The sequence below is a fragment of the Melghirimyces profundicolus genome, from assembly GCF_003054245.1.
GTDB lineage: Bacteria > Bacillota > Bacilli > Thermoactinomycetales > DSM-45169 > Melghirimyces > Melghirimyces profundicolus.
The window spans coordinates 1-26,726 of the sequence record NZ_QBKR01000028.1 but is presented as its reverse complement, the minus strand read 5'-3'; the positions used below and the strand labels follow the sequence as shown (position 1 = coordinate 26,726).

At 54.4% G+C, this 26,726-nt stretch carries 31 protein-coding genes and 2 riboswitches; of the genes, 7 read left to right on the top strand and 24 right to left on the bottom strand.

All coding sequences use genetic code 11. The features are described from left to right. Nucleotides 1-65: 65 nt before the first annotated feature. Together sat and C8P63_RS16055 are read right to left on the bottom strand one after the other, a co-directional pair. On the bottom strand, nucleotides 66-1,220 hold the full coding sequence (gene sat / locus C8P63_RS16060; protein WP_108025781.1) for a sulfate adenylyltransferase: 1,155 nt from the start codon (nucleotides 1,218-1,220) through the stop codon (nucleotides 66-68). Nucleotides 1,221-1,243: 23 nt separating this feature from the next. Beyond that, entirely contained in the window at nucleotides 1,244-2,005 is a 762-nt protein-coding gene (locus C8P63_RS16055) for a phosphoadenylyl-sulfate reductase (RefSeq protein WP_108025779.1), read from the bottom strand. Nucleotides 2,006-2,216: 211 nt separating this feature from the next. On the opposite strand from C8P63_RS16055, the gene C8P63_RS16050 reads away from it, so the two are divergent. Then, a complete protein-coding gene (locus tag C8P63_RS16050) occupies nucleotides 2,217-2,657 on the top strand; it encodes a YtoQ family protein (RefSeq protein ID WP_108025777.1) in 441 nt (146 codons plus the stop codon). A 242-nt stretch (nucleotides 2,658-2,899) separates the two neighbouring features. Here the strand turns inward: C8P63_RS16050 and C8P63_RS16045 are convergent, their stop codons facing one another. From C8P63_RS16045 to C8P63_RS16025, 4 genes are all read right to left on the bottom strand, one after another. Next, nucleotides 2,900-3,208, bottom strand: coding sequence for a spore coat protein GerQ (locus C8P63_RS16045; protein ID WP_170109712.1), 309 nt, complete (start codon nucleotides 3,206-3,208; stop codon nucleotides 2,900-2,902). 17 nt (nucleotides 3,209-3,225) lie between these two features. After that, nucleotides 3,226-3,648, bottom strand: coding sequence for a cell wall hydrolase (locus C8P63_RS16040; RefSeq protein ID WP_108025773.1), 423 nt, complete (start codon nucleotides 3,646-3,648; stop codon nucleotides 3,226-3,228). Between the two features lie 103 nt (nucleotides 3,649-3,751). Further along, entirely contained in the window at nucleotides 3,752-5,353 is a 1,602-nt protein-coding gene (locus tag C8P63_RS16035) for an amidohydrolase (RefSeq protein WP_108025771.1), read from the bottom strand. Between the two features lie 599 nt (nucleotides 5,354-5,952). Further along, the gene (locus C8P63_RS16025; protein ID WP_170109711.1) at nucleotides 5,953-7,248 is read right to left on the bottom strand and encodes a homoserine dehydrogenase; all 1,296 of its coding nucleotides are present in this window, start codon (nucleotides 7,246-7,248) and stop codon (nucleotides 5,953-5,955) included. A gap of 95 nt (nucleotides 7,249-7,343) precedes the next feature. Further along, nucleotides 7,344-7,457: riboswitch (SAM riboswitch) on the bottom strand. Nucleotides 7,458-7,662: 205 nt separating this feature from the next. On the opposite strand from C8P63_RS16025, the gene C8P63_RS16020 reads away from it, so the two are divergent. Further along, nucleotides 7,663-7,854, top strand: coding sequence for a hypothetical protein (locus tag C8P63_RS16020; RefSeq protein WP_108025765.1), 192 nt, complete (start codon nucleotides 7,663-7,665; stop codon nucleotides 7,852-7,854). Nucleotides 7,855-7,864: 10 nt separating this feature from the next. Here C8P63_RS16020 and C8P63_RS16015 read toward each other — a convergent pair whose 3' ends face one another. The 9 genes from C8P63_RS16015 to C8P63_RS15970 form a co-directional block, all read right to left on the bottom strand. After that, nucleotides 7,865-8,899: a fumarylacetoacetate hydrolase family protein gene (locus tag C8P63_RS16015; protein WP_108025763.1), complete on the bottom strand. Its 1,035-nt coding sequence runs from the start codon at nucleotides 8,897-8,899 to the stop codon at nucleotides 7,865-7,867. A 470-nt stretch (nucleotides 8,900-9,369) separates the two neighbouring features. Beyond that, the gene (locus tag C8P63_RS16010) at nucleotides 9,370-10,494 is read right to left on the bottom strand and encodes an MGDG synthase family glycosyltransferase (RefSeq protein ID WP_108025761.1); all 1,125 of its coding nucleotides are present in this window, start codon (nucleotides 10,492-10,494) and stop codon (nucleotides 9,370-9,372) included. Nucleotides 10,495-10,658: 164 nt separating this feature from the next. Then, nucleotides 10,659-10,946 carry an alpha/beta-type small acid-soluble spore protein gene (locus C8P63_RS16005; protein WP_108025759.1) on the bottom strand — a complete coding sequence of 96 codons (288 nt, stop codon included), beginning with the start codon at nucleotides 10,944-10,946 and terminating at the stop codon, nucleotides 10,659-10,661. A gap of 190 nt (nucleotides 10,947-11,136) precedes the next feature. Continuing rightward, entirely contained in the window at nucleotides 11,137-11,835 is a 699-nt protein-coding gene (gene sleB, locus C8P63_RS16000) for a spore cortex-lytic enzyme (RefSeq protein ID WP_108025757.1), read from the bottom strand. Between the two features lie 3 nt (nucleotides 11,836-11,838). Further along, a riboswitch (cyclic di-AMP (ydaO/yuaA leader) is annotated at nucleotides 11,839-11,979 on the bottom strand. Between the two features lie 135 nt (nucleotides 11,980-12,114). Beyond that, the gene (locus C8P63_RS15995; protein WP_108025755.1) at nucleotides 12,115-12,732 is read right to left on the bottom strand and encodes a superoxide dismutase; all 618 of its coding nucleotides are present in this window, start codon (nucleotides 12,730-12,732) and stop codon (nucleotides 12,115-12,117) included. Between the two features lie 125 nt (nucleotides 12,733-12,857). After that, complete coding sequence (locus C8P63_RS15990) at nucleotides 12,858-14,042, bottom strand: HAD family hydrolase (RefSeq protein WP_108025753.1); 1,185 nt, start codon at nucleotides 14,040-14,042, stop codon at nucleotides 12,858-12,860. A gap of 129 nt (nucleotides 14,043-14,171) precedes the next feature. Beyond that, nucleotides 14,172-14,759, bottom strand: coding sequence for a hypothetical protein (locus C8P63_RS15985; RefSeq protein WP_108025751.1), 588 nt, complete (start codon nucleotides 14,757-14,759; stop codon nucleotides 14,172-14,174). A 235-nt stretch (nucleotides 14,760-14,994) separates the two neighbouring features. Then, on the bottom strand, nucleotides 14,995-15,204 hold the full coding sequence (locus C8P63_RS15975; RefSeq protein WP_108025747.1) for a ferredoxin: 210 nt from the start codon (nucleotides 15,202-15,204) through the stop codon (nucleotides 14,995-14,997). Nucleotides 15,205-15,293: 89 nt separating this feature from the next. Then, a complete protein-coding gene (locus tag C8P63_RS15970; RefSeq protein WP_108025745.1) occupies nucleotides 15,294-15,614 on the bottom strand; it encodes a hypothetical protein in 321 nt (106 codons plus the stop codon). Between the two features lie 551 nt (nucleotides 15,615-16,165). Between C8P63_RS15970 and C8P63_RS15965 the strand changes: the two genes are divergently transcribed. Both C8P63_RS15965 and C8P63_RS15960 read left to right on the top strand, forming a co-directional pair. Next, on the top strand, nucleotides 16,166-16,567 hold the full coding sequence (locus C8P63_RS15965) for a hypothetical protein (protein ID WP_108025743.1): 402 nt from the start codon (nucleotides 16,166-16,168) through the stop codon (nucleotides 16,565-16,567). A 144-nt stretch (nucleotides 16,568-16,711) separates the two neighbouring features. Beyond that, complete coding sequence (locus C8P63_RS15960; RefSeq protein ID WP_108025741.1) at nucleotides 16,712-17,677, top strand: helix-turn-helix domain-containing protein; 966 nt, start codon at nucleotides 16,712-16,714, stop codon at nucleotides 17,675-17,677. A 771-nt stretch (nucleotides 17,678-18,448) separates the two neighbouring features. Here C8P63_RS15960 and C8P63_RS15950 read toward each other — a convergent pair. The 6 genes from C8P63_RS15950 to C8P63_RS15925 all read right to left on the bottom strand — a co-directional run bounded on the left by C8P63_RS15950 (nucleotide 18,449) and on the right by C8P63_RS15925 (nucleotide 22,800). Beyond that, nucleotides 18,449-20,494 carry a golvesin C-terminal-like domain-containing protein gene (locus tag C8P63_RS15950; protein WP_108025737.1) on the bottom strand — a complete coding sequence of 682 codons (2,046 nt, stop codon included), beginning with the start codon at nucleotides 20,492-20,494 and terminating at the stop codon, nucleotides 18,449-18,451. A gap of 335 nt (nucleotides 20,495-20,829) precedes the next feature. Further along, nucleotides 20,830-21,126, bottom strand: coding sequence for an ArsR/SmtB family transcription factor (locus C8P63_RS15945; RefSeq protein ID WP_425437324.1), 297 nt, complete (start codon nucleotides 21,124-21,126; stop codon nucleotides 20,830-20,832). A 134-nt stretch (nucleotides 21,127-21,260) separates the two neighbouring features. Beyond that, nucleotides 21,261-21,569: a contact-dependent growth inhibition system immunity protein gene (locus C8P63_RS15940; protein WP_108025733.1), complete on the bottom strand. Its 309-nt coding sequence runs from the start codon at nucleotides 21,567-21,569 to the stop codon at nucleotides 21,261-21,263. Nucleotides 21,570-21,691: 122 nt separating this feature from the next. Then, nucleotides 21,692-22,009, bottom strand: coding sequence for a Pycsar system effector family protein (locus tag C8P63_RS15935; protein ID WP_146172196.1), 318 nt, complete (start codon nucleotides 22,007-22,009; stop codon nucleotides 21,692-21,694). Between the two features lie 167 nt (nucleotides 22,010-22,176). Beyond that, the gene (locus C8P63_RS15930) at nucleotides 22,177-22,365 is read right to left on the bottom strand and encodes a hypothetical protein (RefSeq protein WP_108025729.1); all 189 of its coding nucleotides are present in this window, start codon (nucleotides 22,363-22,365) and stop codon (nucleotides 22,177-22,179) included. A gap of 6 nt (nucleotides 22,366-22,371) precedes the next feature. Beyond that, nucleotides 22,372-22,800 (bottom strand): SRPBCC family protein, encoded by a 429-nt coding sequence (locus tag C8P63_RS15925; RefSeq protein ID WP_108025727.1) that lies wholly within the window; start codon nucleotides 22,798-22,800, stop codon nucleotides 22,372-22,374. 247 nt (nucleotides 22,801-23,047) lie between these two features. On the opposite strand from C8P63_RS15925, the gene C8P63_RS15920 reads away from it, so the two are divergent. Together C8P63_RS15920 and C8P63_RS15915 are read left to right on the top strand one after the other, a co-directional pair. Further along, nucleotides 23,048-23,416, top strand: a complete 369-nt coding sequence (locus tag C8P63_RS15920) for an ArsR/SmtB family transcription factor (RefSeq protein WP_108025725.1) — start codon at nucleotides 23,048-23,050, stop codon at nucleotides 23,414-23,416. Beyond that, the gene (locus tag C8P63_RS15915; RefSeq protein ID WP_108025723.1) at nucleotides 23,413-23,853 is read left to right on the top strand and encodes an SRPBCC family protein; all 441 of its coding nucleotides are present in this window, start codon (nucleotides 23,413-23,415) and stop codon (nucleotides 23,851-23,853) included. Before C8P63_RS15920 ends, C8P63_RS15915 begins: the two co-directional genes overlap by 4 nt. 144 nt (nucleotides 23,854-23,997) lie before the next feature. On the opposite strand, the gene C8P63_RS15910 is transcribed toward C8P63_RS15915, so the two are convergent. Both C8P63_RS15910 and C8P63_RS18840 read right to left on the bottom strand, forming a co-directional pair. Then, the gene (locus C8P63_RS15910) at nucleotides 23,998-24,213 is read right to left on the bottom strand and encodes a hypothetical protein (RefSeq protein ID WP_108025721.1); all 216 of its coding nucleotides are present in this window, start codon (nucleotides 24,211-24,213) and stop codon (nucleotides 23,998-24,000) included. Between the two features lie 88 nt (nucleotides 24,214-24,301). Next, nucleotides 24,302-24,862, bottom strand: coding sequence for a hypothetical protein (locus C8P63_RS18840; RefSeq protein ID WP_146172195.1), 561 nt, complete (start codon nucleotides 24,860-24,862; stop codon nucleotides 24,302-24,304). Nucleotides 24,863-24,951: 89 nt separating this feature from the next. Here C8P63_RS18840 and C8P63_RS20115 point away from each other — a divergent pair, with 89 nt between their 5' ends. Further along, nucleotides 24,952-25,245 carry a transposase gene (locus C8P63_RS20115; protein ID WP_483869524.1) on the top strand — a complete coding sequence of 98 codons (294 nt, stop codon included), beginning with the start codon at nucleotides 24,952-24,954 and terminating at the stop codon, nucleotides 25,243-25,245. Here the strand turns inward: C8P63_RS20115 and C8P63_RS15905 are convergent. After that, a complete protein-coding gene (locus C8P63_RS15905) occupies nucleotides 25,231-26,523 on the bottom strand; it encodes an RHS repeat domain-containing protein (protein ID WP_211308301.1) in 1,293 nt (430 codons plus the stop codon). The genes C8P63_RS20115 and C8P63_RS15905 overlap by 15 nt on opposite strands. Nucleotides 26,524-26,726: the final 203 nt, after the last annotated feature.

The window sequence follows — 26,726 nt, the reverse complement described above, 5'->3', positions numbered from 1 at the left end:
TCCTTCCTTTTTCATCAGCTTCTTCCGAGACGATTATACCACAGGGATGCGTGAGAACCGAATGCTCAGCTTTCTTTTACGCCCCGGATCAGAACCTTCACCACTTCGGGACGGGAGAATTCGGGAGGGGGTTGGATCCCCTGTTTCAGCATGCGACGCACTTTCGTACCCGACAGGATGACATGATCGTCCCCGGGGTGGGGACAAGTCTTATAAGAAGCCATTCCTCCGCAGCACTTGCAATAAAAGCTGTGCTCGAAAAAGAGCGGGGTGATGCCCAATTCGTCTTCTTCGAATTGGGAAAAGATGTTTTGCGCGTCATAAGTGCCGTAGTAGTCCCCGACTCCGGCGTGATCCCTTCCGACGATAAAATGGGTGCACCCGTAGTTTTTCCGGACCAAGGCATGGAGGATGGCCTCCCTCGGGCCGGCGTAACGCATCGCCGCCGGATACACGCCGAGAAAAACCCGTTCCTTCGGATAATAATGGTGGAGAATGGTACGGTAGCTCTCCAGGCGGACTTCGGCCGGGATATCTTCTTTTTTCGTTTCCCCCACCAAAGGATTCAGGAACAAGCCGTCCACCGTCTCCAGTGCCGACTTTTGAATGTACTCATGAGCCCGGTGCACCGGGTTGCGCGTCTGAAAGCCGACGACTTTTTTCCATCCCCGGCTCAAAAAAATCTCCCGGGTCTGTTCCGGTTCGAACCAATGCTCCGAAAAGGGACCGTGATCCGGATGCCGGAGAAGACGAACCGGCCCTCCCGCATACAGGGGAGACGCTTGATAGAGCCGGGCCACCCCGGGATGATCCGGGTCTCCCGTTTGAAAAACCGCTTCCGCTTCCCGCCACCGGTCAACACGATAGAGTTCTTCCGCCTCCATCACCGCATAAATGAGGCCATCGGGTCCCTTAAGCGCCACCGGTTTCCCTTCCCGTATTTCCGAGGCTTCCTCCTCTTTCACCGGAAGGGTGACGGGAATGCTCCAAACCGTGCCGTCAGCCAACCGCATCCGGTCCAGGACGGAACGATAATCTTCTTCTCCCATAAAGCCCGTCAGGGGTGAGAACACACCGGTGGATATGCATTCCACGTCGGAGAGGCTCCGCTTCGAGATCCGCACGGACGGGTATTCTTCCGCCCGTTTCAGCCATTCGCTCCCCTCCTCCGTCCCGCAGACCCGGTTGATCAACACTCCGCCGTGGGGCAAAACACCCATCCACATCTCCTCCCCTGCTGGAATCAGAAATTCCCAATTCCTTTTTTGTCTTTTGCCGGATGAAGGCCGCATTCGGTTTTGCCGGTTCCGGACCAACGTCCCGCCCGGGGATCTTCCCCGGGTTGCACCTGCCGGGTACAGGGAATGCAGCCGATGCTGGGGTACCGGTGATCATGCATCGGGTTGTACGGGATCCGGTTTTTCCGGATGTACTCCCATACCTGATCTTCTTTCCAACACGCCAGCGGATTCAGTTTCACCATTTGAAATTGCGTGTCCCATTCCACCACTTTCGTATGCTCCCGGGTCGGGGATTGCTCTCTCCGGATGCCTGTGCACCAGGCGTCATAGTGCTTCAAAAACCGGCTGAGGGGCTCCACTTTCCGGAGAAAACAGCAAGCATCGGGGTCTCTTTTCCACAGTTCATCGCCCCAGAGTTGGGCCTGTTTTTCCAGGGTATACGCAGGACGGACCCGCTTAAAGTCGATGTCGTATTTTTCGGCGAGCCGGTCCCGGGTCCGATAGGTTTCTTCAAACAGGAGATCGGTATCCAGATAGAAAATGTCGAGATCCGGTGCCACCTGTTGCAGCATGTGGATCAGGGCCACATCTTCGTAACCGAAGCTGCACGCCAGGGTCATGGATGAACCAAAGCGCCGGGCCCCCCACTCCAGAATTTCCCACGGCTTTGAGCCGCACAGATCTTCCGCTGCCTTTTCCGCCTCCTCCCGCCGTCGCTTTTCTTCCGGGGAAGGACGGCGGGGTTGATCCGATTGGTTGGACATTGATTTCCCTCCTCCCCTTTTTCCTTATTCGAAAACCGGTCGGATGGTCACATGTCCCACCCCATTTGTCATGAAAATCCACTTCAAAGGAGCTCACTTACTCGATGGAGCAGACGAACCCCGCTCTCCCCCCAAGATTTCCGCTCCGTCTTTTGCTACAATAAATCTGTGACCGAGACCCCAAATCCCAAGGAAAAAAGGAGAGTGGAGAATGGAACTGGTTGTCTACCTGGCCGGACAGATCCACGATGACTGGCGCGATCAACTGCGGAAAAAAGCCGAGGAACGGGGACTTCCCCTGGTGTTCAAAGGCCCCCAGGAAAACCACGACCGTTCCGATGCGATCGGGGAACTGATCAAAGGGAAACAACCCAATCAGGTCTACCGTGACCAGGCTGCATCGGAATTCAACAACCTGCGCACCCGCATCTGGATGGAGAAAGCGGATGTGGTGATTGCCCTTTTCGGCGAAAAATACCGGCAGTGGAATACCGCCATGGACGCCGCCGCAGCGATCCAGGCGGGGAAGCCCCTGATCCTGGTCCGCCCCGAAGAACTGGTCCATCCCCTGAAAGAACTGGCCCAACGGGCCCAGGTCGTGGTGGAAACCCCGGAGCAGGCACTGGATGCTCTGGCCTACGTCCTGGAATAAAACCCACCACAAAAACCGGCCTTCGCGGGCCGGTTTTGAGTAAGAGGACACATGCTCCAGAAGCGATGTGAATAAGTGAGCGTCAGCATTTACCCAAAGCCGCTCCGGTTGTACTCACAGAGCACAAGTCTCGCCTGGGTCGCTTGCGCTCCCCGGTCTCGCTATGCTGTCCTGCAGAGATGTGGGCAATTTTGGGTAAACGCTTCCCCTTTTCTCGAATCGAACATGAAATCACAACGCTTCTATCGCCGGCGGGGGACCAGATTGGCGGGCTGGGTCTCAAACACATAGAAATCGATGTTGATGTTCATCAGGATATGATCTTTGCCCGTCTCCCGGTCCCGGACCAGGACGAAATCCCGGCCCACCTCCCGAAGGGTCCCCGTCAACACTTTGGCGGGCCACTGAGGGTTATTTTCATATGTTTGGTAAAACGTGATTTCTTTCCCGATATTCTGGTGTAAGAGATCCTCCGTGTACACCCTCTCCTCCCTCCGCTGGGAGGTCCAGCCTTGGGCCGAAGGGTGGATCGGCGGTTGGTTCCAGTACACGTCGATCACCTCCTTTGTCAATACACACTGGGACAGTCGGAAGGAGTGGGGAGGTAGAAGCAGTGGGACTTATACCGGCCGCTGAGGGCCTGGTTGAACCACCTCGGCGGGCAAGCTCCCGCGGGCCGGAAAAACCAGAGGGCGTAGGTGGCGGGGTCCCTCCTCTCTCCTTGGATCACCCGGTTAGCCAAACGAATTTCCCTTTGTCGGGCCCGTTGGTAAAAATAGGGCTTCTGGACCGCCTCAAAGCCCCCCGGGGATTGGAAGATCATCTCTTTGACCGTCCGAATGTCTTCAAAATCCAGACAATCCGCCACCACCCGGTTGACTCCCACATTGCCGACTAAAATCATCCCTATTTCACCATCTTCTTCCGCCTCCGCCCGGATCAACCGGGCAAGCAGCCGTCTCTCTGCAGCGGTTGCTCTGATCCTGGCCATTGCTGTCACCTCGAAAACACTTTATTCCCGGAGGAAAAAAAAAAGAACCGGCACGGCCGGTCGAGGTTTGGTGAAGCTTGATTTTCCATGGTGACAAACCGCTTCAGGCACGGTAAGCCGTCCGGCCGTTCACCACGGTGAAGAGGGTCCGGGCCTTCAAAAAGTCGTCGGGATCTCCCGACAAAAGGTCACGGTCAAAGATGGACAGATCGGCGTATTTCCCCGGGGTGACGGTTCCCCGCTCCGCCTCTTCCCCCGCGGCAAAAGCACTTCCCAACGTAAAGAGGCGAAGGGCTTCCGACGGAGTCAGTTTCTGTTCCGGCCCGTATCCGCCGTGCTCTTCCCCGGGAGCGTGCCGGGTGACGGCCGCATGCATACCGAGAAGGGGATCGACGGGCTCGATCGGGGCGTCGCTCCCCCCGCCGGCGGGCACCCCTCTCCGGATCAGCGTCTTCCAGGCATAGGAGGTGGGAAGGAGCGCTTCCGGCAGCCGGTCGGCCACCCAGGGGAAATCGCCGGCCACAAAACGGGGCTGGATATCCACCGCCAAAGGCAGACGTTCCATCCGTTCCAGCAAGTCCTCTCGGAGCACCTGGGCGTGGATCAGCCGGTCCCGGAAGAAGGCCTCCCCTTTGGTCAGGGGATGTTTTTCCAGAGCCCGAATCACCATTTCCGCCGCTTGGTCCCCGATGGCATGAACCGCCACGGGCATCCGTGCCTCCCGGGCTTCCCGGACGATCGCTTCCAGCCTTTCCTGGGTGTGGACGGCAAACCCGCGGGTGGAAGGGTCGTCGGCGTAAGGCCGCGACAACAGGGCAGTCCTTCCGCCGAAGGATCCGTCAGCGAACAGTTTGACAGCTCCGAAACGAACCCAGCGGTCCCCTTCCCCCGGCTTCAACCCGGCTTCCCGGTATTCCCGGAGAAAAGGGTGGTACACCAAATGATGCGTGCGGAGGAAGATTCCTTCCTCCCTCAGCCCGCGGTAGATTCGGAGCAGGGCATCCACGCTTTCAGCGGACCGCAGATCCTCGGTGTGGACGCCGGTCAAACCCTTTGCCAGAGCATCCCGGGCCCCCAGGCGTGCGAACTCCATCCTCTCCGCCGGCGACCGGTTCGGGATGGCATCAAAGAGCGGTTTGGAGGCATTCTCATACACGAGACCGTTCAAGTCGCCCCGTTCGTCCCGCCCGTACTTTCCGTCGGAGGGGTCCGGCGTGTTCCGGGACAGTCCCGCCGCACGGAGTGCCGCGCTGTTGACCGCCTGGACGTGGTGGCAGATGCGGGTCAGCATAACCGGCCGTTCCGGCGAGATGCGGTCCAACTCTTCCCGGGTCGGAGGCTCCGGCACCGAAAAGCGGTTCTCATCCCAGTTCATGCCCAACACCCATTTCTCCGCCGGCGTCTTAGCCGCCCGTTCCCGGACCGCCCGAAGGAGTTCCTCTTTGGAACGGACCTTGGATAAGTCCAGCATGGACAGTTTCATTCCGTGCCCCATCAGGTGGAGGTGACTGTCCGTCAAACCGGGGTATACATAAGCGCCTTCCAGGTCCGTCCGGGGAACGTCAGCCCGTCCTCCCTGAAGCAGAATTTCTTCCGTGGTGCCGACGGCGGCGACCCTTCCGTCCTCCACCAGTACGGCTTCCGCCCGGGAGAGGGTGGCATCCAGGGTAAAAATCCGGCCGTTGTAAAAGATGTGCTTCTCCATGGCTCCCCTCTTTTCTTTATCAGAATTCGCGCACCGGCAGGTCGCCCGGAATGTTGGAGCAAACCTGTTGTCGCCCGATCCGCCGAAACGGAACGGAAGACCGGCCACTCCGGGAGAAGAATGCCTCCCCATTGTACCGAACCGGACCCACCTTTCACAAACCGGCTCCCCACGGGAGGAAAAGAGAGAGGAATCAAACACCCGGCAAGGAATCAATCATCCCTTGAGTGGTCCGTCCCCTGCCCAAGAAGCGTTGTGATTTCATGTTCGTTTCGAGAAAAGGGGAAGCGTTTACCCAAAATAACGACTTTGCTGTCCTGCCCAGCGGAGAATCAGCCTGCAAGGGCGCTCAGGGGCAAAAGCTTCTCTGTGTGGCATCCGAAGGCGTTTTGCCCCTGCCCGCAGCAGGATGATTCGGAGCGGACAGTGCAACCATCTCTGCAGGACAGCATAGCGAGACCGGGAAGCGTAAGCGACCCAGGCGAGACTTGTGCTCTGTGAGTGCAGCCGGAGCGGCTTTGGGTAAATGCTGCCGCTCAATTCTTCACAACGCTTCAAGGAGCCGTAAAAAAACCCGGCACGCCGGCCGGGATCCAAATTTAAACGGCGGTTCCCACTTCCGGGGACCGGTTTTTTGCGGCAGCTTCGGTTCCGAACACCCGGCGGACGGAGATTCGGGCAAGATCCAGACCCAACTCCGCCACCAGCACCGACGGGTAGGAAGGATCCCAGCGGCGGAGAATGAACGCCGCCCCCCCTTCCGGAGACACCGTCGTTTCCTCCACGGACAGTCCGATCGATTCCAGACGGGATTTCAGCGTTTTTGCCTCCGGAACCCCGTGTTCCCGGGTCTCCAGACAGACAAAGCGGCGCCCCCCTGTTTCCGCTGCCGGCAGAATCAACGGTTCCGTCTTCAGGGAACGCATCGGCGAAGGGAGGAGCGACAGGTTGCACAGATCTTCCACCACCGCACTGGAGGTGGGTTGCTCCCCGGCCCCTTGTCCGACCAACGTAACGTCCTGAACCATGTCCCCTTCCAGATGGATCGCGTTGTAAACACCGTTGACAGAAGCGAGGGGATGAGGCAGGGGAAGGAGAGCCGGCTCCACTCCAAGGGAGATGGGCCCATTCTCCCCGTACTGCTCCCCCACAGCCAACAGCTTCACCGTATATCCCAACCTTCGGGCCATCGCCAGCTCGACGGCTGTCACATCCCGGATCCCTTCGCGTTGTACATCGGAGACGGAGATATCCGCTTCAAAGGCGAGGCGGCCCAGGATCACCAGCTTGTACACGGCGTCAAATCCGTCCACATCCGCCGAGGGATCGGCCTCGGCATATCCTTTTTGCCGGGCTTCTTCCAGCACCTGTTCAAAAGGGGCGGCCTCCTCCGCCATCCGGGTGAGGATGTAGTTGGTCGTTCCGTTGAGGATGCCGGAAACGCGATGGATCCGGTTGCTTTTCAAAAAGTGAATGAGCGTCCCCAGCACGGGGATCCCTCCGCCAACACTGGCCTCATAGAAGAAGTGCACGCCATTGCGTCGGGCCATGCGCTCCAATTCCACGCCGTGTTTGGCCACCAGTTCCTTGTTGGCGGTCACAATGTGACAACCGGCCTCGATGGCCTGCTCCACATAGGTCCGTGCCGGCTCGATCCCTCCGATCGCCTCCACCACCACTTGGATCTCTTCCTTCAGCACCCGCCGGAAATCGGTGGTAATAAGCGGCTTCACTTCGGCGGGGCGTTCCTTGGCGGCGTTTTGTACAAGAATGCTCCGGATGTCAAAAACGGCTCCCGTCCGTCTCAGAATGATCTCCTCCTGGGACCTCAACGCATGAAACACTCCCGCACCCACGGTACCGAATCCCAACAATCCCACGCGGATCCGTTTCAAAGCCCCACTCCCCTTTCTCTCATAAATAAAAAGATCCCCTCGGATAGAAGAGGGGATCGTTGGTTGCGAACCGGAGCGACCCAACGAGGTCCCACTCCTTATCTCTCAGCGCCCCAAGGGCACTGCAGGATTTGGCACCTTGCCCGCGGCGTTCGCGGGCGGGTTGCCGGGTTTCATCGGGCCAGTCCCTCCACCACTCTCGATAACGAGCGATCCGTTTGTCGATTCAATTGTAATTAGGCTCTATTATAGGCGGACCCCTGGATGAAGTCAATTCTAAATCGACAGTGAAATCAAACTCAGGAAAGAAAAAATTTCGGGGATTTGTCACAACCCCCTCCAAACCCCCATGTACAGATCCTCTAAACTGGAATCAGACTTCAATCCAACAACCAAGGGAAAGGAAGGCGTCCCATGAACCTGTACATCCTGATTCCCCTCGCCGTCTGCATCCTGTCCCTGGTCTTCACGGTCATCCTGGGAAAAAACCAGGAACGGGAATCCCAAAAATACAACCGGAGTTTCACTTACCTGGCTCTGGTATACAGCATTGGCATCTCCGTCAGTGCGTTGGCCGTCGCCTTGATTCTGGCTTTCTACTCGTGACGCTGGCCGTTCAGGGATGTTCCCGTCCCTCGCCGGGTGGGATCACCCGATTTTTGAGCACACCCAGTTTTTCGATTTCCAGCTCCACAACATCTCCCGGTTCCAGCCACCGGTGAACCTCGGTTCCCAGTTCGAGAATGCACCCCGTCCCCACGGTGCCGGAACCGATCAAATCCCCGGGGAGCAACGTGCAGTTTTTGGATGCCTGCTCGATCATCCGGGCAAAGGAATGGGTCAAATCGCCCACATTTCCCCGGGATAGCTCCCGCCCGTTGACCCGTGCGGTCATCGTCAGATCGAAGCGGTCCCCCTGTCTCCGATCCTCCAATTCATCCAGGGTGACGAGCCACGGACCGACCGAGGTGGCGAAATCCTTCCCTTTGGCCGGTCCCAGTCCCACTTTCATTTCCTTCCGCTGCAAATCCCTGGCGCTCCAGTCATTCAGGACAGAAAATCCGGCGACATGATCCAGCGCCCGTTCCGCCGGAATATCCCGTCCCCCCTTGCCGATGACGAAGGCCACCTCCAGTTCGTAATCCAACTCCCCGGTATTCGGCGGCTTCTCCACCGGGGCGTCGGGACCCACAATGGAATGGGGATTGGAAAAATAAAAGACGGGGATTTCGTACCATTCCGGCACCATCTCCAATCCCCTGCGGGCCCGCGCCGTCTTCACATGTTGTTCAAAGGCATAGAAATCCCGGAAACTTCGCGGCCCCGGAAGGGGTGCCGCCAGCTCCGCCGCATCCAGCGGAATCGCCACCGGCTCCCCTTCCACCTCAAGGGAAGCCGGATTCTCCCCCTTCAGGACATCGGTCACCCGGAAGAGGATTTCCATCCCTTCCTCCCCGCTCTCCAAAAAAGCCAACATATCCGTCGGCAACACCCGGGTGATGGGAAGCCCTTTGTTCAGGGTCGCCCACTCTTGGGCAAAACCGACATCCACGATGTGTCCGTCCTGCACCCAGCCGATCCTTGCCCCCGCCGGTTCGTCTCCACTGATGGTCAATTCGGTTTTTTTCACGGTGTATGTGACCAGTTTCATTCCTCGATCCCTCCTCTTTTATTCAGCATATTTGCACATCCGGAACCCCGGCAAGCCCTTTTTCCAAAAAGAAAAAGCCCGTGCGGGCTTTGTGTCTGCTGACAAACCTTAGAAGCGTTGTGAAAAAGTGAGCAGCAGCATTGACCCAAAGCCGCTCCGGCTGCACTCACAGAGCACAAGTCTCGCCTGGGTCGCTTGCGCTCCCCGGTCTCGCTATGCTGTCCTGCAGAGATGCAGGCACTGTCCGCTCCGAATCATCCTGCTGCGGGCAGGGGCAAAACGCCTGCGGATGCAACACAGAGAAGCTTTTGCCCCTGAACTCCCTTGCAGGCTGATTCTCCGCTGGGCAGGACAGCAAAGTCGCTATTTTGGGTAAACGCTTCCCCCTTTTCTCGAAACGAACATTAAATCACAACGCTTTTAGAAAACGGCAGAGAACTCAATTTCCGGCGGAGCACCCTGTCTCTCCATTACAACGCGGAATGAAGCCGTTCCATCCGGAGACACTGCTCCGCGATCCGGCGGGCCGCATCGGGCACCGCCAATTGTCCGAGGCGCTTCGCCATGTCCCTCCTCTGTCCGGGGTGGGTGAGAAGGTGTTCCGCCAGGAGCCGGACGGTGTCCGGCCGGGCGTGAAGCGCCGCTCCCCGCCGGATCAGATACTGCTGATTGGCGTACTCCTGGCCGGGCAATGCCTCAAACAACAGCAACGGCAGCCCTTTGGCCATGGCTTCCGTCACGCTGAGCCCCCCCGGTTTGGTCACCAGGAGATCCGCCGCATCCATCAGCAGGGAGACATCGTTACGGTAACGATCCACCCGGATGTTCACGTTTTGATTTTGGGAGCAGAGTTCCCGGTAGATCGTATGGTTTTTCCCCGTCAATACCTGAATCTGGGCGGAAACTTTCATGTGGCCAAGTTCCTCCACCACCTTGGGAAGCGGACCGCATCCCATTCCTCCCCCCATCACCAGGATCAAAGGCGTGCCAGGCTCAAACCCCAGCCTGAAGCGGGCTTCTTCGGCCGGAATGCGGGTCCCGAAACGGACATCACAAGGGATCCCCGTTTCCACTGTCCGGCACCCGGTCTGCCACCTCAGGCGGTCCTGCTCCGAGCGGTCCAGAAGCTGAGGCGGAAGGCAGAGAACCCGGGGCACCCGCGCCAACCAAAGGGGGTGGAGTTCGTAGTCCGTCACCACCCCCGTGGACGGCAGATGCCTCCAACCCGGGGGGAGGAGAAGCAGGGAAAAGGGGTGAGTGGTGACCAGACGTGTCGGCTGAAAGCGGAACAACACCCGTTTCAGTTTTTTCCGGATCGTCCACCCCATCTTTTCGATAAAACCTTTGGAGACGGTTCGGAGGATCCGGGAGTGGGAGGTGCTGTCATAGAGATAATGATAAAAAGAAGGAAACCGGTTCAACATCTGACCGTAACCCGATTGGATGAAAGGATGAAACCTGCCCGGCACCAATTCCAGCAGGTCGACCGTTTTCACACGGACGCCGGCGGTGCGCTCCAGTTCCCGGGATACAGCCTGTGCGGCGGCGTTATGTCCCGTCCCGAACCCCAGGGTCAGGACCATGACACGCTCCAATGATTCTCCCCCCTTCTTCCCACATTATAATCCGGTCTGCCCGGAAACGGGCCATTTTAACGGGATTTATACGAAAGTTTAATCCAACTCCGCCTAATTTAACATGAATCGGCCAAGGTGACAAAGACCCGATACAAGATCGGCCCCCTCGGGGGCCGATCCCATCAGGACTTGGGCTTGTTGCGGGCCAGCTCCTCCTGAGCCATCTTGACCAGTTCTTTGACCATCTGGCCGCCCACCGGCCCGCCCATCTTTCCCGCTTCCTCTGTTTTCAGGTTCCCGTTGTAACCCCCGGCTCGGTAAGGAACGCCTGCCTGTCGGGCCATCTCCGTTTTTGTATCCACAGCTCCCCTTACCGGCCGTCCCGTCTGCTCGCTGATGATGCGGGACTTGAGACGTTCCATGCCCTCCCGTGCTTCGGGGACGAGAAGTTGATTTCGTCTGCGGGCCATTTTGCTTGCACCTCCTTGAAGCGTTGTTAATAAGTGAGCGACAGCATTTACCCAAAGCCGCTCCGGCTGCAAGTCGCTATTTTGGGTAAACGCTTCCTCTTTTCTCGAAACGAACATGAAATCACAACGCTTCTTGGGAAATAGTCTTTCCCAAAGAAAAAAGACCGTCCATCACGGACGGCCGGTTTCATTATTTGGCAAAGATGTGTTTTCCGATTTTATCGATTTGGGGACGGCTCCAGATCCAGTCGGAGGTCGCCGTGTTGGGGTTGAAGTAATACAGCGCTCCTCCGGAAGGATCCCAGCCCTTGATGGCATCCTGCACCGCTTTGTGAGCCTGTTCATCGGGTTGCAACCAAATCTGCCCGTCGGACACGGCAGTGAAAGCGCCGCTTTCCAAGATGACCCCTTTAGCGGTGTCCGGGAAATTATCGGACTCCATCCGGTTCAGGATGACCGCAGCCACGGCCACCTGACCTTTATAGGGTTCACCGCGGGCCTCGCCGTGGACGGCTCGGGCCATCCACATCCGATCCTCGCGACTCAGGGAAACCCGGTTCTTCGCTTCCGAATTCACCTTGTGATGCGGGGTGTGTTTCTTCAGATGCGCCCAGGTTTCCGGGCCGGCGATTCCGTCAATGCGGAGACCGTGATCTTTTTGGAACCGGATGACATGACGCTCGGTATCCAGACCGTACACTCCATCAATTTTCGTATGATAACCCAATTTATTAAGACGGGCCTGGAGATCCCAGACGTCCCCGTTTTGGCTGCCGTAATACACCATGGTCGGAGCCGCAGCTTCCGCCTGCTGGTGGCCGAAGGGAAGCACGGATCCGGTGAGCGCAACGGCTGTCGCCACACAGATGGCAAGCCATTTCTTCTTCATCACATGATCCCTCCTTATAGCCTCCGAGGTTAGCTGACGGGTTCGGGAAGGAGCTTTTCCCGGCCGCCTTCGGGCGGCTTCACCCCAAAATGTTTTGCATCCCCCGTACCTGCGAAAACCTGCAGGATTCGGCTTTATTTACATACATTAGGAATTATAATCAGGGATTGGATATCCCTCAACCAACAATGATTGTAATTTTAAGTTATATTTTTCCTTGCCTGAAACAATAAAGAAAGCGCAACGGCTTTGGCCGTTGCGCCCTTGATGGGGGAGAAATTACTTTTTGGCTTCCTGGTAGCGCTTGTTGACTTCGTCCCAGTTGACCACGTTCCACCAAGCTTTGATGTATTCCGGACGCTTGTTTTGGTACTTGAGGTAGTAGGCGTGCTCCCAAACATCCAGACCCAGAATCGGAGTATGTCCTTCCATGTAGGGGCTGTCCTGGTTGAGGGTGTTGATGACGGCCAGGGAACCGTCGTTTTTGACGATCAGCCAAGCCCATCCGCTTCCGAAACGGCCCACCGCGGCGTTGGTGAACTCCTCCTGGAATTTCTCAAAACTTCCAAAGGTGTCGTTAATCGCCGTCGCCAGGTCGCCGGTCGGCTGGCCGCCGCCGTTCGGGCTCATGATCTGCCAGAACAGGGTGTGATTGGCGTGTCCGCCGCCGTTGTTCCGAACGGCCGTGCGGATGTTTTCCGGCACTTGGTCGATGTTGCGGAGGAGGTCTTCAATCGACTTGTCCTGCAGAGCGGTGTTCCCTTCCAGAGCGGCATTCAGCTTATCCACATAGGTTTTGTGATGGCGTCCATGGTGGATTTCCATGGTGCGCGCGTCGATGTGGGGCTCCAGTGCGTCCGCGGAGTAAGGCAGTTCGGGCAATTCGTGTTTCGCCATGCTTAACCCTCCTGGTATGTAGTTTGTTCAATTCCCGGCGTGTTGGATCACGCCTTCCATGAACAACGTTTCCCGTTTTTATTATGCAGAAAACACGGCAGAATATCAATGAGGGCGAAAAACCGTCAGTCGGTTTGCCCCGCTTCTTCCGCCGCTTTCTGCTCCTCTTCCAGTCGTTCAATCAGGGGAAGGAGCCCGGTGACGTTCTCCAGAATGTGTTCCGCTTCCATTTCCTCGAATTTGCCGCGTGCTTTCGTCCCCGAAGGGCCTGTCAGGGTGGCGGCGAAGGAACATCCCATCCGTCGCGCCGCCAGCAAATCGGCCACGGAGTCTCCCACGATCAGCACACGCTTCCCGCGGGGAAGGGGAAGGCGTGCCGCCACGCTTTTGGTGTCGGAAGTCTCCCTTCCGAAGAAGGCTTTGACATACGTATAGGGGTGAGGCTTCCCAAGGGGAGCGTGATTGGGATACACCTCTTCGGCCCTCTCCACATCGCTCGCTGTCACAATGCGGTTGGTGTCAAACGCGTCCATCAGACCCAGGGTCTTCAGTGGGACGTGAGTCTCCAGCTCCGGCCGGCCGGTTCCGATCCCGAGGACAATTCCACGGCGGTTCAGCTCTTCCAGCATGGACCGGATTTTTGCCGGATCCGCCAGGGGGATCTCCTGCTCGAGAAAACCCCTTTTTTCCGGATGGATCGGGGCTTTTTTCTCCTGTTTTTCAAACCATTCGCGGCCCAGGTACCACTCCTGGTAGGTATCTCTTGTCAGATTCCACAACCCGCTGCCGTGAGCGAACACCCGGGTCGGAATGCCCGACCATTCTTCGGCCAGTCGGTTTACCTGTCCCAACAGGTCCACCCGGTCGACGGAAGTATGGTCCAGTCGTTCGGTCAGTTCTCCGTACCGGGGAACAAAATCCGGCTTTACCTCCCGGACCATTTCACCGATCCTCACCAGGGCGTCCCGGTTCAACGGTTTTCTCAAAACGGCGGCGACAAACTCGGGCTCTTTTTTATTCAGCGCTTTCAGAAGTTCCTGCAGCTGATAGCCAAAGAGAAGGGCGGCCATGTCCCAGTTGGAATTGACCCCGCGGCTCTTCAGCCATTCCAGAATCTGTTCGTCGTTAAAAACCTTTTTCCGGACCTTATCGATCGTTTCTTCGTCGGGAGCGGGATCGAAATCCGCGCCGGGAAGTCCCAGAGCGCGGGGACTGTGCAGCAATTCCCACACCGTGAGACAAGTGGTGTCAAAGCAGCGTTTCTCACTCAACAGGACCCCGTCCACGTCAAAGAGGATCATCTCATACATTCTTCCCGTACCTCCCCGTTGTCGTCCATAAATGAAAAAATCAAGGCTTCTTAATTACTTTATCAGAGGAAAAGCGGAATCCCAACCTCAAACGGGAACAAAACAAAAAACGTTCCCGAAGCTTCCGCCTCAGAAACGTTCGCCCCGGGAACCGGGATCGATGCTTTCCACCCTCCGGATCCGCTCAACGATTTCCTTCCAGGGTCCTTTCCATCCCTCTTCCCGGGCCAACCGGGCAAGATACAGAGCCTCCCCGAACCTGCCGTCCTCCAGCATGAGTTCGATCAGGCAACGGTATCCGGTATGTTCCGGAAGCCCCTTACTGAAGGGGTCATTTTTAAACGATCGCTTGGCCACCGGAGCGAACTGGATCTGCAGCTCACAGTATTCCTCCGCCTTTTTCTTTGCCCGGGGATCGTACTTGGCCAACCCGCAATACCGACGGATCTGTTCCCCGAAATGTTCGTGAAGGCTGATGAATTTCTGTTCGTTCCAGTGTCGCAGGACTTCCCGGTCCGAATGGATCGCTTTCACTTTTTCGTAAGAAGTGCGGGCATTTTGATATACATCCGCTTCTTCCGCGGTCAGACACATCTCAAAATGCAGTTCCCGGTCTTCAAATTTCAGTTTGGCCACAAAGCGGGACTCCTCCTCATTCCGTCCCCGGTTCACCACGATTTTACTTTTCCGGGGAGGGATCTTGGGTAAATGGATCAACGGATTCTCCCCCTTCCAACCGGTAAAGAAATAAAACTCTATGATGATCCCCTTGGATGATCCGCCGGACAACACCCGGAAAGGGAGTCACCGAAGAACGGGCTGCACTGGATCGGCTGTGGACCCGACGTTCCCGCCCCGGTGTCCGGTCTTTCTCCAATGTTGTCTTTTTCCCTGTCAAGCCGGGAACAAAAACACAGGCCCGGGGCCAGTCCCCCGGACCTCCAAAACTCACTCACTCTTCCACTTTGATGGAGTCGGTGGGACATCCATCCCGGGCATCCAAAACGTCCTCATGAAGATTTTCCGGCACCTTTGCGGTCCCCGTATTGTCATCCAGGATGACATAGGCGATACCCGCTTCGTCGTAATCGTAAACATCGGGAGCGGCCGCTCCGCACGCCCCGCAGGCAATACAGGTATCCATGTCCACCCAGGTCTGCATGGCACAATCTCCTTTCCCACACAGCACAATTCCACTTTCCTTCCATCCTGCCACAAAGGGACGGATCGGGGTTTTCCGTTTCCGGATCCTTACCGGCCCATCTCCCGGATCGCTTCCACCAACTCGCGGATCCCCTCCTCCATCCGGCCCAGAATCGAGTTCCGCTCCTGCATCAGGCCGGTCTGCTGATCCAGCTCGCCGGAGATCATGCCCAAGGATTGAAGGATAAACAGTCCAATCACAATCAGGATACCCAGGGCGATCAGAATGGCGAGATTGCCCAGGCACCCTCTCCCGGATCTTTTCCTTTCCTCCGGGGCTTCCTGGTGAATTTCCACCCGAACGGGTTCCTGGCTGCGCTCATCGGATCGATTTTTCGGCGGTTCGCCATTGTCCGAATATCGGCTCATCTCATTCCCTCCTCTCCTCGATCGTTTGCTGGCGGATGATTGTTATCCGTCAGCCGTTAAATGGGTTAACGAAAATATCCGACCAAAAGTTTTGTCCGCCACCAGAAAAGCCCGAGATCCTCAGACTGTCGGCTGGTCAACCGGTTGACGCAGAAGTTTCAGCCCGGCTCTGTCTGCCGAAAGACGCCCTTGTCGAATATATTTTTGAATCTGTATGTGTTTGAGTCTCACACCAAGAATATCCGGGAAAAAAGGAGTTTTCATTGTGTTTTCTTCATTCAAACCCTCTTTATTCCTTTCAATAAACGTGATAAGTTGTTTTTAACAACTTGACGGGAGGATTCAACTTCTTCCACACCTTGAACCCTCCAAACAACCGCAGCGGATTCTGCTCACACTCACCTCTGCTTCACCCTGAATTTCCTCCCTCCCCCCCTGCTGAAACCTGTGAATTCCAGCCTCACCCATTTTGATAAATCCGGATCATCATGTATGCGGACTTTTTTTCCCGGTCACTCGGCAAGACCATTCCTTGAAAGGAGGGGCTGAAAATGAGAGACACCCCATTGGAACGGTTGAGAGCGGACAAAGGGGTCGACACCGAAAAAGATACCCCGTCTCCCGCGGGTGTACAGGAAGAGGAACGGATCGTCCAACTTTGGAAGGGGATTAAAACGACCCTGCATCCCATCCTGGACAGCCCCGAACCGAAAGCTCTGTGGGAAAGCGCCAGATCCAAACTCTGGATGCATTATGAATTGGACGGAATGCCTTACGGCCCCACCGACGCGGGTTTTTGGATGTGGTTGGAAGACCGGAACCGCAAGGTTTCCCACTTACGAACCCCGGAAGAAAACCGGAAGTGGGAAGAGGGCTTGAAGCGGGTCCGGGCCAATCTCGAAGAATCGGGGACGTTTACGGGCAAACCCGCTTCCGCGGACGAACCATCCTGAACAAAAACCGGCCTGAACAGGCCGGTTTCTTTTTTGTCGAGGAACCTGTCCTTTTGTCTAGTTTTGTAAGGGGTGCAGGGATTCCCCTCCCTTATGGTAGAAAAAGATAGTCACAACGGATTCTGACAGAAAGGGGCACGGAAGATGCCGCATTCTCACGCAGAGAGCAACAGGGAAAACCCGGCCCGCGTAAAAGAACAATGGTACAATCTGGACGAGGCTGCATCAAAGCTGGATATCCCCGTGGAGACGATCCAGGACCTGGTCCTGACCGAAAAGCTGAAGGGAATGGAACGGGACGGAATCTTCTGGATTAAGGAAGAGGAGATGGAAGAAGCCCGCCGATGGGTGGAAGAACACGGGGATGAGGCCCGCCCGGTCGACAACCGTTCCAAAGAGGAGCCGGAAGAACCCGTTCCCCCCCAAGAGATCGGGGCGGAACCGATGGGAGAACACGCGGAGGACAGGCCGGAAGACCCGGATGGACTCCATCTCATGAAGAAAAGCTCCGACAGCGAAACCGGGGATCAATGGCGGGATGTGTTTGAAAAGGCGACGACCCGGCTGAAAAAGATGGGAAACCCTCTTTCCCACCTCAAGTTCCGGGAGTGGATCGGTCAGTTCTTCCGCATGATCGACGAGAAAAAGCGGAGGGAAGTCCGCGATGAACAGGAAAACCGTCAAGTCAGTGTCAAGCTCGGATTCATGACCGGGAAAAACGAGCTGTTCTGCGACTTTTGTGAAGTGAACGACCGGTTTTTCACCGGAGCCATTTTCGCCGACATCTACGTCGACGGGACGTTGAAATGGATGATGTGTCCCAACTGCCTGAATTATTGCCGTCAACAAGCCAACGGTTCGATGGAGCAAAACGTGCGGGCACGCTTCAACCAGCTGGCCTGCCGGTTGGAACGGGAAGCCCGAAGGGCACGCAACCTCGCCGCATCCGAAGACTTTCAAGTACCCAAACTCCACGAATGGGAAGCCTGGGAAACCGCCTCCATGGCCATGCAGGAAGTGGCGACCACCTACCCCCAAGACCTCTCGGCGTTTGACGATCCCTCCTCTTTTCACCCGGGGAATGAGACGCCCCCCTGCGAAGATCGCTGAACGTAAAACACAGACGATGTTCCACTCATTTCCACCCTCACCCGGACGGGTGGTTTTTTTGTCCGAAACATTTCCCTGTGAGGGGAACCCCCTTGTCGGAAAACCATCCCGCCGGTAAACCGTCGCCAAAAAACCCACCCCGGCAAAATATCCCTTGAACGCCCCCGGCCGTGGTCCGCCACTTCGACCGGATCCTCAAGGACGGCTCCGAGCCCCCGGACAAAAAAAAATCCGGACCGGGGTCCGGATCCTGGTGATCCTGACAGTGGGAGGATGGGTCTTCTCCTTGATCTGGACGCTGTGGCGTGGATCCAAATGGGTGAGAGAAAGATCCTCCTTTCCCCTCACCGGATCACCAGATGTCCGACCGACCCGTGCACTTCCGGCACATGGGTGCACATGGACAAGAGCAGAAGACAGAGAAAGACTCCCAAGCCTTTTATCCACATCCAACCACCTCCCCCTTTTCCTTTCCTATTTATCAGAATAATCAGATATACGTTTTCATTACCGATACAAACGGATTTTTGCCGTTTCATCTTTCTATTTCTTCAAACCCCACCGAAAAACCTTCTTTCTTCAGTGGAAAATCCATCCGGAGAAAACGGGAACGGGACTGCCGTCGGCACAGGACGGCTGTACAACGGGTCACCTCAAAAAGCCGGGTACGTCTGTACCCGGCTTCAAACAGAAGATCACCCCGTCTTCTTTTGAAAGATCTTCTCTTCCCGGTCTTTCCGCTCACATGACTGGATGCGGCTTCAGACTCCGTTATTGCTTCACGATCCGGACGGCATCGGCGATCACATAGCCGTCGGCATGGTCGGAGAGGACGATTTTCCCCTGGCCGGCGTTAAAGTTGTACGTTCCGATGGAGACCCAGGTGCTGTGGTGGGTCTGTTGGTTGACCCGTTTGGTGGTGGTCCCGCCGCTGTGATGGACTGTGTAAGGGGCGTTGGTGGCCCGGTCATATGCAACGGTGTAGTGAACATAAACCTGATAGCTGCCGGTTTCCGGAGAGTTCAGGTTCCAGGTGAAGGTATCCGCGCCAGACCCCTTGTAGTTGGGCTGATAGTTGGATCCATAGTAACCCGACACATTGGTGGAAGTGTTCCAGGTACCGGTGTGGGAGGTTTTGGCGGTCTCCGAGTTGTCCACCGTCACCGTGACCGGATTCACTTTTTCCACCTTAATCGCGTCGGCCACCACCAGATCGTTGGCATTGTCCGTCAGCACCACTTTGCCGGTCCCGACATCAAAGGTGTAGGTCCCCAGGGAAACCCAAGTTCCCCCGTTGGTCTCTTGATTGATCTCCTTGGTGGTGGTGCCGTTTGCGTGATGCACCGTAAAGGGGGCGTCGGTGGCCCGGTTGGACCCCTGGGAGTACATCACGGAGACCTTGTAGCTTCCCGACCAGAGGATGTCGAAGTTCCAGGTGAAGGAGTCGGAGCCTCCCGCACTGGACCATTCATAGTTGGAACCGTAGAAATCGCCGTAGCTGCCGGTGGCCCAGGAACCGACCTTGGAGGCGTTCCCATCGGTATTGTCCACGATGATCGGAGCGGCCTGGTCGGCATCCAGCCGGGCCTGCACATCATCCCGGATCTCCGGCATCCGCTCCTTTGTAAGAGCCCCGGGGCATTCCGTGGACTCCCGGGCCAGCATCCCGTGGCCGGTCAGCGTCTCCACTTCTTCTTCCTCGGGATAACTGGTGTCATAATCCCGCACCATCGTGTCAGTGGCGTGGGGGTCGATGTGGAACTTGTCGGCAAAATAAGAGAGGTAATCGATCAGCGAATCGTACATGTGGGAAGGGATCGAGGTGGAAGAATAGGTGCCCATCAGGGCGATGCCGGTGGAGTGGTAGTTGTATCCCCTCGCATGGGCTCCCACCACCCCTTCGGTCAGAACCTCTCCGTCTTTCCCGTGCCGCCCTTCATAGATCCGGCCGTCGGAGCCGATCACGGCGTTGTAGCCGATGTCCCCCCAATTGTTCACCTTGGCGTGGTAATAATAAATGTCCTGCATCGTCCCCACCGGGTCGGGATCGTTATTCGCCCCCGCCGTGTGGTGGACCACCATGTGCGTCACATCCCGGTACTCCCGGGGCCAGTCTTCTTCCCCGTTCACATACCGATAGGACTCATCCGCCCCCCACTCTGCCCGGGAAACAATCTCCGGCTTGGCGATGGCCGCTTGGGCCTTGTTCACCAGAAGGCTCCCCAGCGCCACCGTCTTCGTCTTCCTGACGGCCGCCTCCGCTTCCTGGTGGTTGGTGAGAAGGATCATCTCCATGTCCGTCACGCTGGGTTGGATCCCCTGTTCCGGGTTCAGGGTCACCCGGTATTGCACGTATTTTCCTTCCAACCCGTAGATAAGATCCGCCATGGTTTCTTTGGTTTTTTGATGCTCGGGACCGGAGTGGGAAACCTGAAAGGGAACCCACTTTGTCCACTCCGATTTGTCCTTTGATGCCCGAACCTCCACCCGGATCAGATCATGGGTGTGCTTGTCCTTCTTCGCGGTCAGATCCCGCCAGTGGGCCCCCACATCCGTGAAGGGCTCCTTGGATTCAATCACGGGCGACGTATAGACGCCCTTCTCTTTCCCTTTCAGCGTGAGAACATCCTTTTTCCCTGCCTGGCCAACGACAACCTCCTTCAGCTTCCCTTTTGCAAAATCCGCCTTCTTCCCGTGCCGGACCTCCTCATGGGTCACGTTCATCTTCGGGGTTTGCTCCCCCGTGACGGGAACCGGGGCCATCATCAAAAGCGTCAGCAAACCGACCCCCACTCCCACCTTCCACCACCGTCTCACCGATGGATCCCTCCCTGTGTATGTAATTCATCGGTATTATATCAAAAACAGGGAATAAGTTTAATATTTTGATATATTTAAAATTTCTTTTCCCTTCTCCTCCCCAAGAATAAGCCTTCAAAGGCTTTTCTCGGTATCCGGTCGAGTTCGTCATTATGGTGGATGTAACCCCCGTGGTTGTCCGCATTCATCTTCTTGGCCGTGTCCTTGATCCGGTGGCCGTTCCACTACAGAGCACAAGTCGCGCCTGAGGTCGCTTCGCTCCCCGCTCGCGCTATGGACAAGCCCCCGCCGAGTACGGCAGGGGCTTAAAATACCGGGTTATCATGCAAAAATTATTCTTTTGGTTCCTGCTCATTGCGTTTAAAACCGCCGGGGGAAATATTGTTTTCTCCCTCATTTTCCACCAAGTGTTTGAGTGCAGCCACCCTGTTTTCCCAATAGGAGAGCCATCGCTTCAGTTCGATCAATGCCTCCGGCTGAAGCTTATAACGCGTCTCTCGCCCAACTTTACGCTCACTCACAAGTCCCGCATCAGACAAAATCCGCAGATGCTTGGAAACAGCCGGACGGCTCATCGGAAAGTGTTTGCTTAAACCGGAAAGGTTCAACTCCTCTTTTTCAGAAAGCAATTTTCTATTATTTAATACCAATATTTTTCTTTAATAGGTTTATATGCTCTAGCACCTCGTATAGTTCTTCATCGGTCAAATCAAGTTGTTCTGAAGTTATTGAACTAATCGCTGTCCGTAAATCGTCTTTTTGTTTAGGGTTTTTTTCCAATATATAGGTTTAATCTCAGATAGTTTTTCGAGAAGTTTACCTTCATATAATTTACCTGCTGTTGGTTTTTTTTAATCCTTTCTATAACAACAGGAATAATATATTCAAGAAATATATCTTGTCTAATACACCTAGCTAAATCACCATCTGATAAATCTTTAATCTTTTTATTCCTAACTTTATCGTACCAGTAAGGCAATGCGTATTTTAATTCCTCTTTATCAACTTCATATCTTATTCCTTTTAACTTTTCAATATCTGCAATGGATAGTTCTTTATTATGTTTTTTCATATACAGATACCTCCAATTTAAAGGATGTGTAAAATTGGCTGTTAACGATTAGTTAACAGCCAATCACTGTTTATTGTATAATAAATAATTCGTTGATTTTATCTATATACTTTCTCGCTGTGTCATGAGCTTCTTCTACATGGATCACCATAGTAGAAGAAGTTATCGTTTGCCTCCGGTTCCCCCTGACGCGGGTACTGACCACGGCGAACAGGAAGGCTGGACACAATGGCCAACAGGGCGCTCACGCCAAACAAAGCCGATGCGGTTAAAAGTCCCATTTCCCATTGGAACGACAAGACCGAGTAGGTCGTAACGAGGAAACTCATCATCGCGGTGATGGCAGCAGCGGATAAGGTGAATATGGCTGCATTTTTGGTTTCGGCGAACTTTTGAAGATCATAGACCATGGAATGAATGGACAACAGTTTTTGCTCCATCCGATCCTCCTGATTCATATCAGTCCTCCCATGAATCCAAACTAGAATTCAATTATATACAAATCTATCCTATCATGGTAATAACCATCAAAAATAGACCTTGGAAGAGGTAGAAGCGATTCGAAGGAATGAAAAAACCGGGGGTTGATGGCCCCCGGCTTTCTTGCTTAGTCGATCTTACGAAGTTCGGCTTGCAAAAGTTCAATCTGCTTGGCAATCTGCTTCTTCTGCTTCTCCTTGTCCTTCACAGGGAAGAGGGCAGGCTTCTTCCAGCGCTTCACAGGCTCGCCGTCCATTTTACGACGGGTAGGATCGGCAATGGCTTGAAAGACGTCATGCTTTGGCGCGGATGACATTGGTTCTCACTCCACGAATTTGCGGAGACGGTCGTTAATAATCCCCTCCCACCCATTGTCCATTCTGTCGCGTATCACGGATTGTTTTTCTGCCGCTTTGGGAACAATCTCATCAGGTTCTCCCCAACCCGAATGAATGAGTGTAAACTGGGTTTTTCCGTCCAGCTCCTTTAATTCAAAGGTAACTCGCCAAAATTCTTCCCAAGAAAAGGTGAGTCGGTTTGGAGGATCCAGTTCGAGTACTTTGCAGGGCGAAGGTCCGTAAGGTGATTGCAAAGTGAACTCATGGCCGATTTTTGGCTGAAAATCATTTGGCATCCACCATGCGGCGATACCTTCCGAAGTGGAAACAGCCTCCCATACGTTTTGAATGGGTGCGTTAAATACAACGGTGTGACGAATATCCGGCAACGTGTTCTGTCTGTTTTCTTCCATTTAAAATCCCTCCAAATGAAAGAAATGATTCCCACCCCTCTGATCCCTTATTCATAAAAACGGAAGTCGCCATTTGGCAACTATTGCTGCCATTGTGGGTGATGAATTTGAGGTACCGTGTTGTAGATTTTGTACACTAAGGGGTGACTACACCGAGGTCAGGAGATGGTGGTGGCTCAGTCCAGACTTTCACTCTGCATTATCAATATAACTTGACAGTTATATAACCTGCAGGTAATATCGAAGCATGACGAGTTCAATCTTTGAGGTATTGGCTGAACCCAACCGGCGGCGAATACTTGATCTTCTGAGAGAACGTGAACATTCTGTCGGAGAACTGGTCAAAGAGACCCAACTCAGTCAACCCGGAGTTTCAAAACACCTACGGATTCTTCGCGAAGCTGGGTTGGTTGAGGTTCGCCAAAAAGCACAAAAAAGGGTGTACCATTTACACGCCGAACCACTGGTGGAAATCGATAAATGGCTTGAGCCGTATCGGCGGTTCTGGTCGGACAAACTGGATGCCCTTGAAAAACTTCTCAACGAGGAGAACGAAGAAGAAATCCGGCCCCTTCCTCAGCAGCGACCCCTGAAAAAGAAAGGAGATTTTGAATGAACTCTGAATCACATGTCAATGTAAGGGTCACCCGTCAATTCAGCGTATCTCCTGAGCGAGTCTTCGACGCTTGGCTGGATCCTGAGATGATTGGCAAGTGGATGTTCGGCCCTGCTCTCCGTGATGAAAAAGTGGTGCGAATTGCCCTCGACCCGCGCGTGGGAGGATCGTTCTCTTTCGTTGTACGTCGGCAAGGAGAGGAAATTGACCACGTGGGGGATTATCTTGAGATCGACCGTCCGCACCGCCTCGTGTTCACATGGGGGGTGGCGAATGTGGGGTCAAGCAGCCGTGTAATCATCGACATCGTTCCGCTGGAGAAGGGGTGCGAACTTACCTTGACCCACGAATTGCACCCGGACTGGGTGGATTACGCGAGCCGCACCAAGGCCGGCTGGGCCAAGATGCTCGACGTTCTGGCCACGACACTCAGCTAATACACAAAACAGACCCTCCCTCCCATTTGATCCCTGGTATCAGAGCCCAAGATAGGTATATGCCCATCCAACTCTCCACCATGGATACCGGTTTCCCGCCGGCGTAGGCATACCGGTTCATGTTCCACTGGTCGGTGGAGAGGTTTATATCCGCCAAGGCCCGTTGGCCTCTTCCAGGCGGGTGACGTTGTTATCGTCGTCCCAGGAAAGCTGGGTGATTTCTCCCTTGGCGTTGGTCGTCTTCTCCGGTCGACCGAAGCCGTCCATCCGGTACTGGGTGGCCTTCCCGTTGGTCTGCCGGCTGGCCGGGTCGGTGATGATGTATTTCAGGAACTTGACCGGTTTGTTGCGGGACTTCATCTGTTTCCCGGGGCAGTGACGGTGTTACAGAAATCATAGTTGTAAGTCGCGTGGTACCACAGATGTTAGCTGGCGGGTATCGTCCTTGTCATAGGGGAAGATTTGATCCTTGACCCGGTTCAGTGTATCTATCAATTTTTTTACAAATAAACAAAGATCCTGCTAGAAATGTAACTAATGAAATACCATGTACCCACAAAGCCATTATCAATGTTCCATTTTCAACCCCAGAACCATATTCCCAAAAGATAAAGTCTTGAAAACGATAATAGAAAAATACATACGGTTTAACATAATCATAAAACATAAATAAAAATAGTAAAACAGAAGGTATAGCTAATGTGGTAAAAACAATCGTTTCCCTTTTAAATACACAACTTATGAAAACACCTATTGCACAAAAAACAACCAAAGTAATAAATAAACTACTTCTGGTTATAAAAATATACTTCCATGGTGATAAACTAACCACTTTTCCATTTATATAAACTGCAACTGGACCAAAAAAACCACTTACTTTTGTAAATAGGTTACATACCCCCAATGACAAAATAAAGTCCATTAAGATTAAGAGAAGGGAAAATAAAACTCCTGAAGCAAAATACTTACTAAAACTCATGAGGAGGGAAGTCACTTGTATCTTCTCCAAGGAACGCTGTTTTCCTTTGAAGATTGGTTGGAATTAAGTCCAAAGTTCGGTTGCCTTTGTTTTTTGAAGCGCTCGATCTTCGACCCTATGTGAAACCGTTGAAAAGTTCCTCCCCCCAAGGAAATCGCGGATTTTGTAAAGAAGCTATTTTCCGGGCCATGTTAGCCGCTCCGCTTGAGGGTTTTTCTACCTTCACCAACCTGCATCGCCGATTGACAACCGATTTGTGCCCTCGTTACCAGTGTGAATTTCAGTTGGATCATCCAGCCACTTCCATTGCTGCATTGAGCCGGGCGTTTCACCGAATGACTGCTGAAGGGTTGAATGAAATAAGAGAGGTAAAAGAATACCTCTCTTATTTCGTATCTTCACGGTGCCATTAAACCATCATAAGGTTGTTCTTTTTCCCGTCCATAATACCAACCGAACTCAACATCCGGAATATCGTCCGCATCACAGGGTTTATAATCCATTCCTGTAAATGTCATCTCTCCACAACCCAGAGTAGCAGATACATAATCTACAAAATTTTTCTTTGGGTCATGCCTCATATCCAGATAAGGATTCAAAAAACCATCCACTTGTTTAGTTTCTTCTAACGATATACCAAATTCATTTCCGACCGCTCCAACTAGCATGTTCCCCAACCGCGACATTGCAGAAAGGGTTTCTCCATCTCTCAAAATTTTTCCGAAGACCCTTCCATCTATTTCTACTTCTTCGATTGTTTTATATTCCTTTCTAAGCTTTAAGTTCCATTCTTTAGATGAGATAAGCTTGTTTGCGACAATTCTTGCACCTTTAATGTAACCGTTATTTTGGATTATCTCCCTGACTTCTCGCCTGAATTTTTTTATCAGATACCCACCATCGATTGAAATCTGGTTTGCATTTTCATCATACCTTCCATTTTGTTCAGGGTGAGCTTTATATCCTGTTAATCTTCCGGCACCTGTCTTAGGATTTGCAATATATATCGCTCCATCCCCAACCTCAATTACATGCCCATCCAACTCCACCATGGTCACCGGATTCCCGCCGGCAAAGGCATATCGGTTCATGTTCCACGGGTCCATGGTGAGGTTCATGTCCGCCAATGCCCCGTTGTACATATCCCGGGTGAGGAAGCGGTTCAGGCCCGGATCATAGTCCCGAAAGCCCATGTCGATCTTGCCGGTGGTCGGATCCCACCGCTTGGCGTTGAAGCGGTAGACGTTGTAGGGCTCTTGGTCCGGGGTCTGCGGATCGGGCTTATCCACCCCGGTGAACTCTTCCTCGTCCTGCTTCCCGTAGGCGGTGTACCCGTAGGTGGCCCGGGTGTTCCCGTTCTCGTCGGTGAGCACTTCTACGTCGGTGTGGGGGTTGTAGCCGTAGTAGGCGTCTTCCTCCGTCCCGTCGCTGTTGTGCTTCACCATGGAGAGCCGCTCGCCCCAGGGGCTGTACTGGTAGGACTTCTGGATCTCCCCGGCCACTTCTTCGTTCAGCACCTGACCGGACAAGCCCAGGTAGTGGAAGTCCGTGGTCTTCGTCCCTTCCGTCCGGCTCACAGTCCGGTCCAGCGGGTCGTAGACGTAGCTCGTCTTTTTGGTGGAGCCGTCCTCCTGCAGCTTGCTGTGTTCCGCGACCCGGTCAAATCCGTCGTAGGTATACTTCTCGATCACTTCTCCGGCGGCGGTGACGCTGTTCAGGCGGCCGAAGGGATCGTAGTTGTAGGCGGCCGTGGTGCCCCCTCTCCCCTTGCCGAAAACATTTACTTAAGTCCAGGCCTGCTGGAAGAACACAAATATTGGGATCCAGCTCGGAAATTAACAGTGAGTGAATTTCTTAAGTTTAGTGTCACGATGGCGATAGAAAAATGGAACAG

Bases quoted from the DNA above. Each gene is read 5' to 3' on its own strand.
- C8P63_RS15940 (WP_108025733.1), bottom strand. From the start codon at position 21,569: ATGAAAAAACATAATAAAGAACTATCCATTGCAGATATTGAAAAGTTA.
- C8P63_RS15975 (WP_108025747.1), bottom strand. From the start codon at position 15,204: ATGCAGACCTGGGTGGACATGGATACCTGTATTGCCTGCGGGGCGTGC.
- sleB (WP_108025757.1), bottom strand. From the start codon at position 11,835: ATGAAGAAGAAATGGCTTGCCATCTGTGTGGCGACAGCCGTTGCGCTC.
- C8P63_RS15915 (WP_108025723.1), top strand. From the start codon at position 23,413: ATGAACTCTGAATCACATGTCAATGTAAGGGTCACCCGTCAATTCAGC.
- C8P63_RS15925 (WP_108025727.1), bottom strand. From the start codon at position 22,800: ATGGAAGAAAACAGACAGAACACGTTGCCGGATATTCGTCACACCGTT.
- C8P63_RS16020 (WP_108025765.1), top strand. From the start codon at position 7,663: ATGAACCTGTACATCCTGATTCCCCTCGCCGTCTGCATCCTGTCCCTG.
- C8P63_RS15990 (WP_108025753.1), bottom strand. From the start codon at position 14,042: ATGTATGAGATGATCCTCTTTGACGTGGACGGGGTCCTGTTGAGTGAG.
- C8P63_RS15920 (WP_108025725.1), top strand. From the start codon at position 23,048: ATGACGAGTTCAATCTTTGAGGTATTGGCTGAACCCAACCGGCGGCGA.
- C8P63_RS16040 (WP_108025773.1), bottom strand. From the start codon at position 3,648: ATGGCCAGGATCAGAGCAACCGCTGCAGAGAGACGGCTGCTTGCCCGG.
- C8P63_RS15995 (WP_108025755.1), bottom strand. From the start codon at position 12,732: ATGGCGAAACACGAATTGCCCGAACTGCCTTACTCCGCGGACGCACTG.
- sat (WP_108025781.1), bottom strand. From the start codon at position 1,220: ATGGGTGTTTTGCCCCACGGCGGAGTGTTGATCAACCGGGTCTGCGGG.
- C8P63_RS15930 (WP_108025729.1), bottom strand. From the start codon at position 22,365: ATGTCATCCGCGCCAAAGCATGACGTCTTTCAAGCCATTGCCGATCCT.
- C8P63_RS15970 (WP_108025745.1), bottom strand. From the start codon at position 15,614: ATGAGCCGATATTCGGACAATGGCGAACCGCCGAAAAATCGATCCGAT.
- C8P63_RS15965 (WP_108025743.1), top strand. From the start codon at position 16,166: ATGAGAGACACCCCATTGGAACGGTTGAGAGCGGACAAAGGGGTCGAC.
- C8P63_RS16005 (WP_108025759.1), bottom strand. From the start codon at position 10,946: ATGGCCCGCAGACGAAATCAACTTCTCGTCCCCGAAGCACGGGAGGGC.
- C8P63_RS15935 (WP_146172196.1), bottom strand. From the start codon at position 22,009: ATGGAGCAAAAACTGTTGTCCATTCATTCCATGGTCTATGATCTTCAA.
- C8P63_RS15910 (WP_108025721.1), bottom strand. From the start codon at position 24,213: ATGAAGTCCCGCAACAAACCGGTCAAGTTCCTGAAATACATCATCACC.
- C8P63_RS15960 (WP_108025741.1), top strand. From the start codon at position 16,712: ATGCCGCATTCTCACGCAGAGAGCAACAGGGAAAACCCGGCCCGCGTA.
- C8P63_RS16015 (WP_108025763.1), bottom strand. From the start codon at position 8,899: ATGAAACTGGTCACATACACCGTGAAAAAAACCGAATTGACCATCAGT.
- C8P63_RS16035 (WP_108025771.1), bottom strand. From the start codon at position 5,353: ATGGAGAAGCACATCTTTTACAACGGCCGGATTTTTACCCTGGATGCC.
- C8P63_RS16050 (WP_108025777.1), top strand. From the start codon at position 2,217: ATGGAACTGGTTGTCTACCTGGCCGGACAGATCCACGATGACTGGCGC.
- C8P63_RS16055 (WP_108025779.1), bottom strand. From the start codon at position 2,005: ATGTCCAACCAATCGGATCAACCCCGCCGTCCTTCCCCGGAAGAAAAG.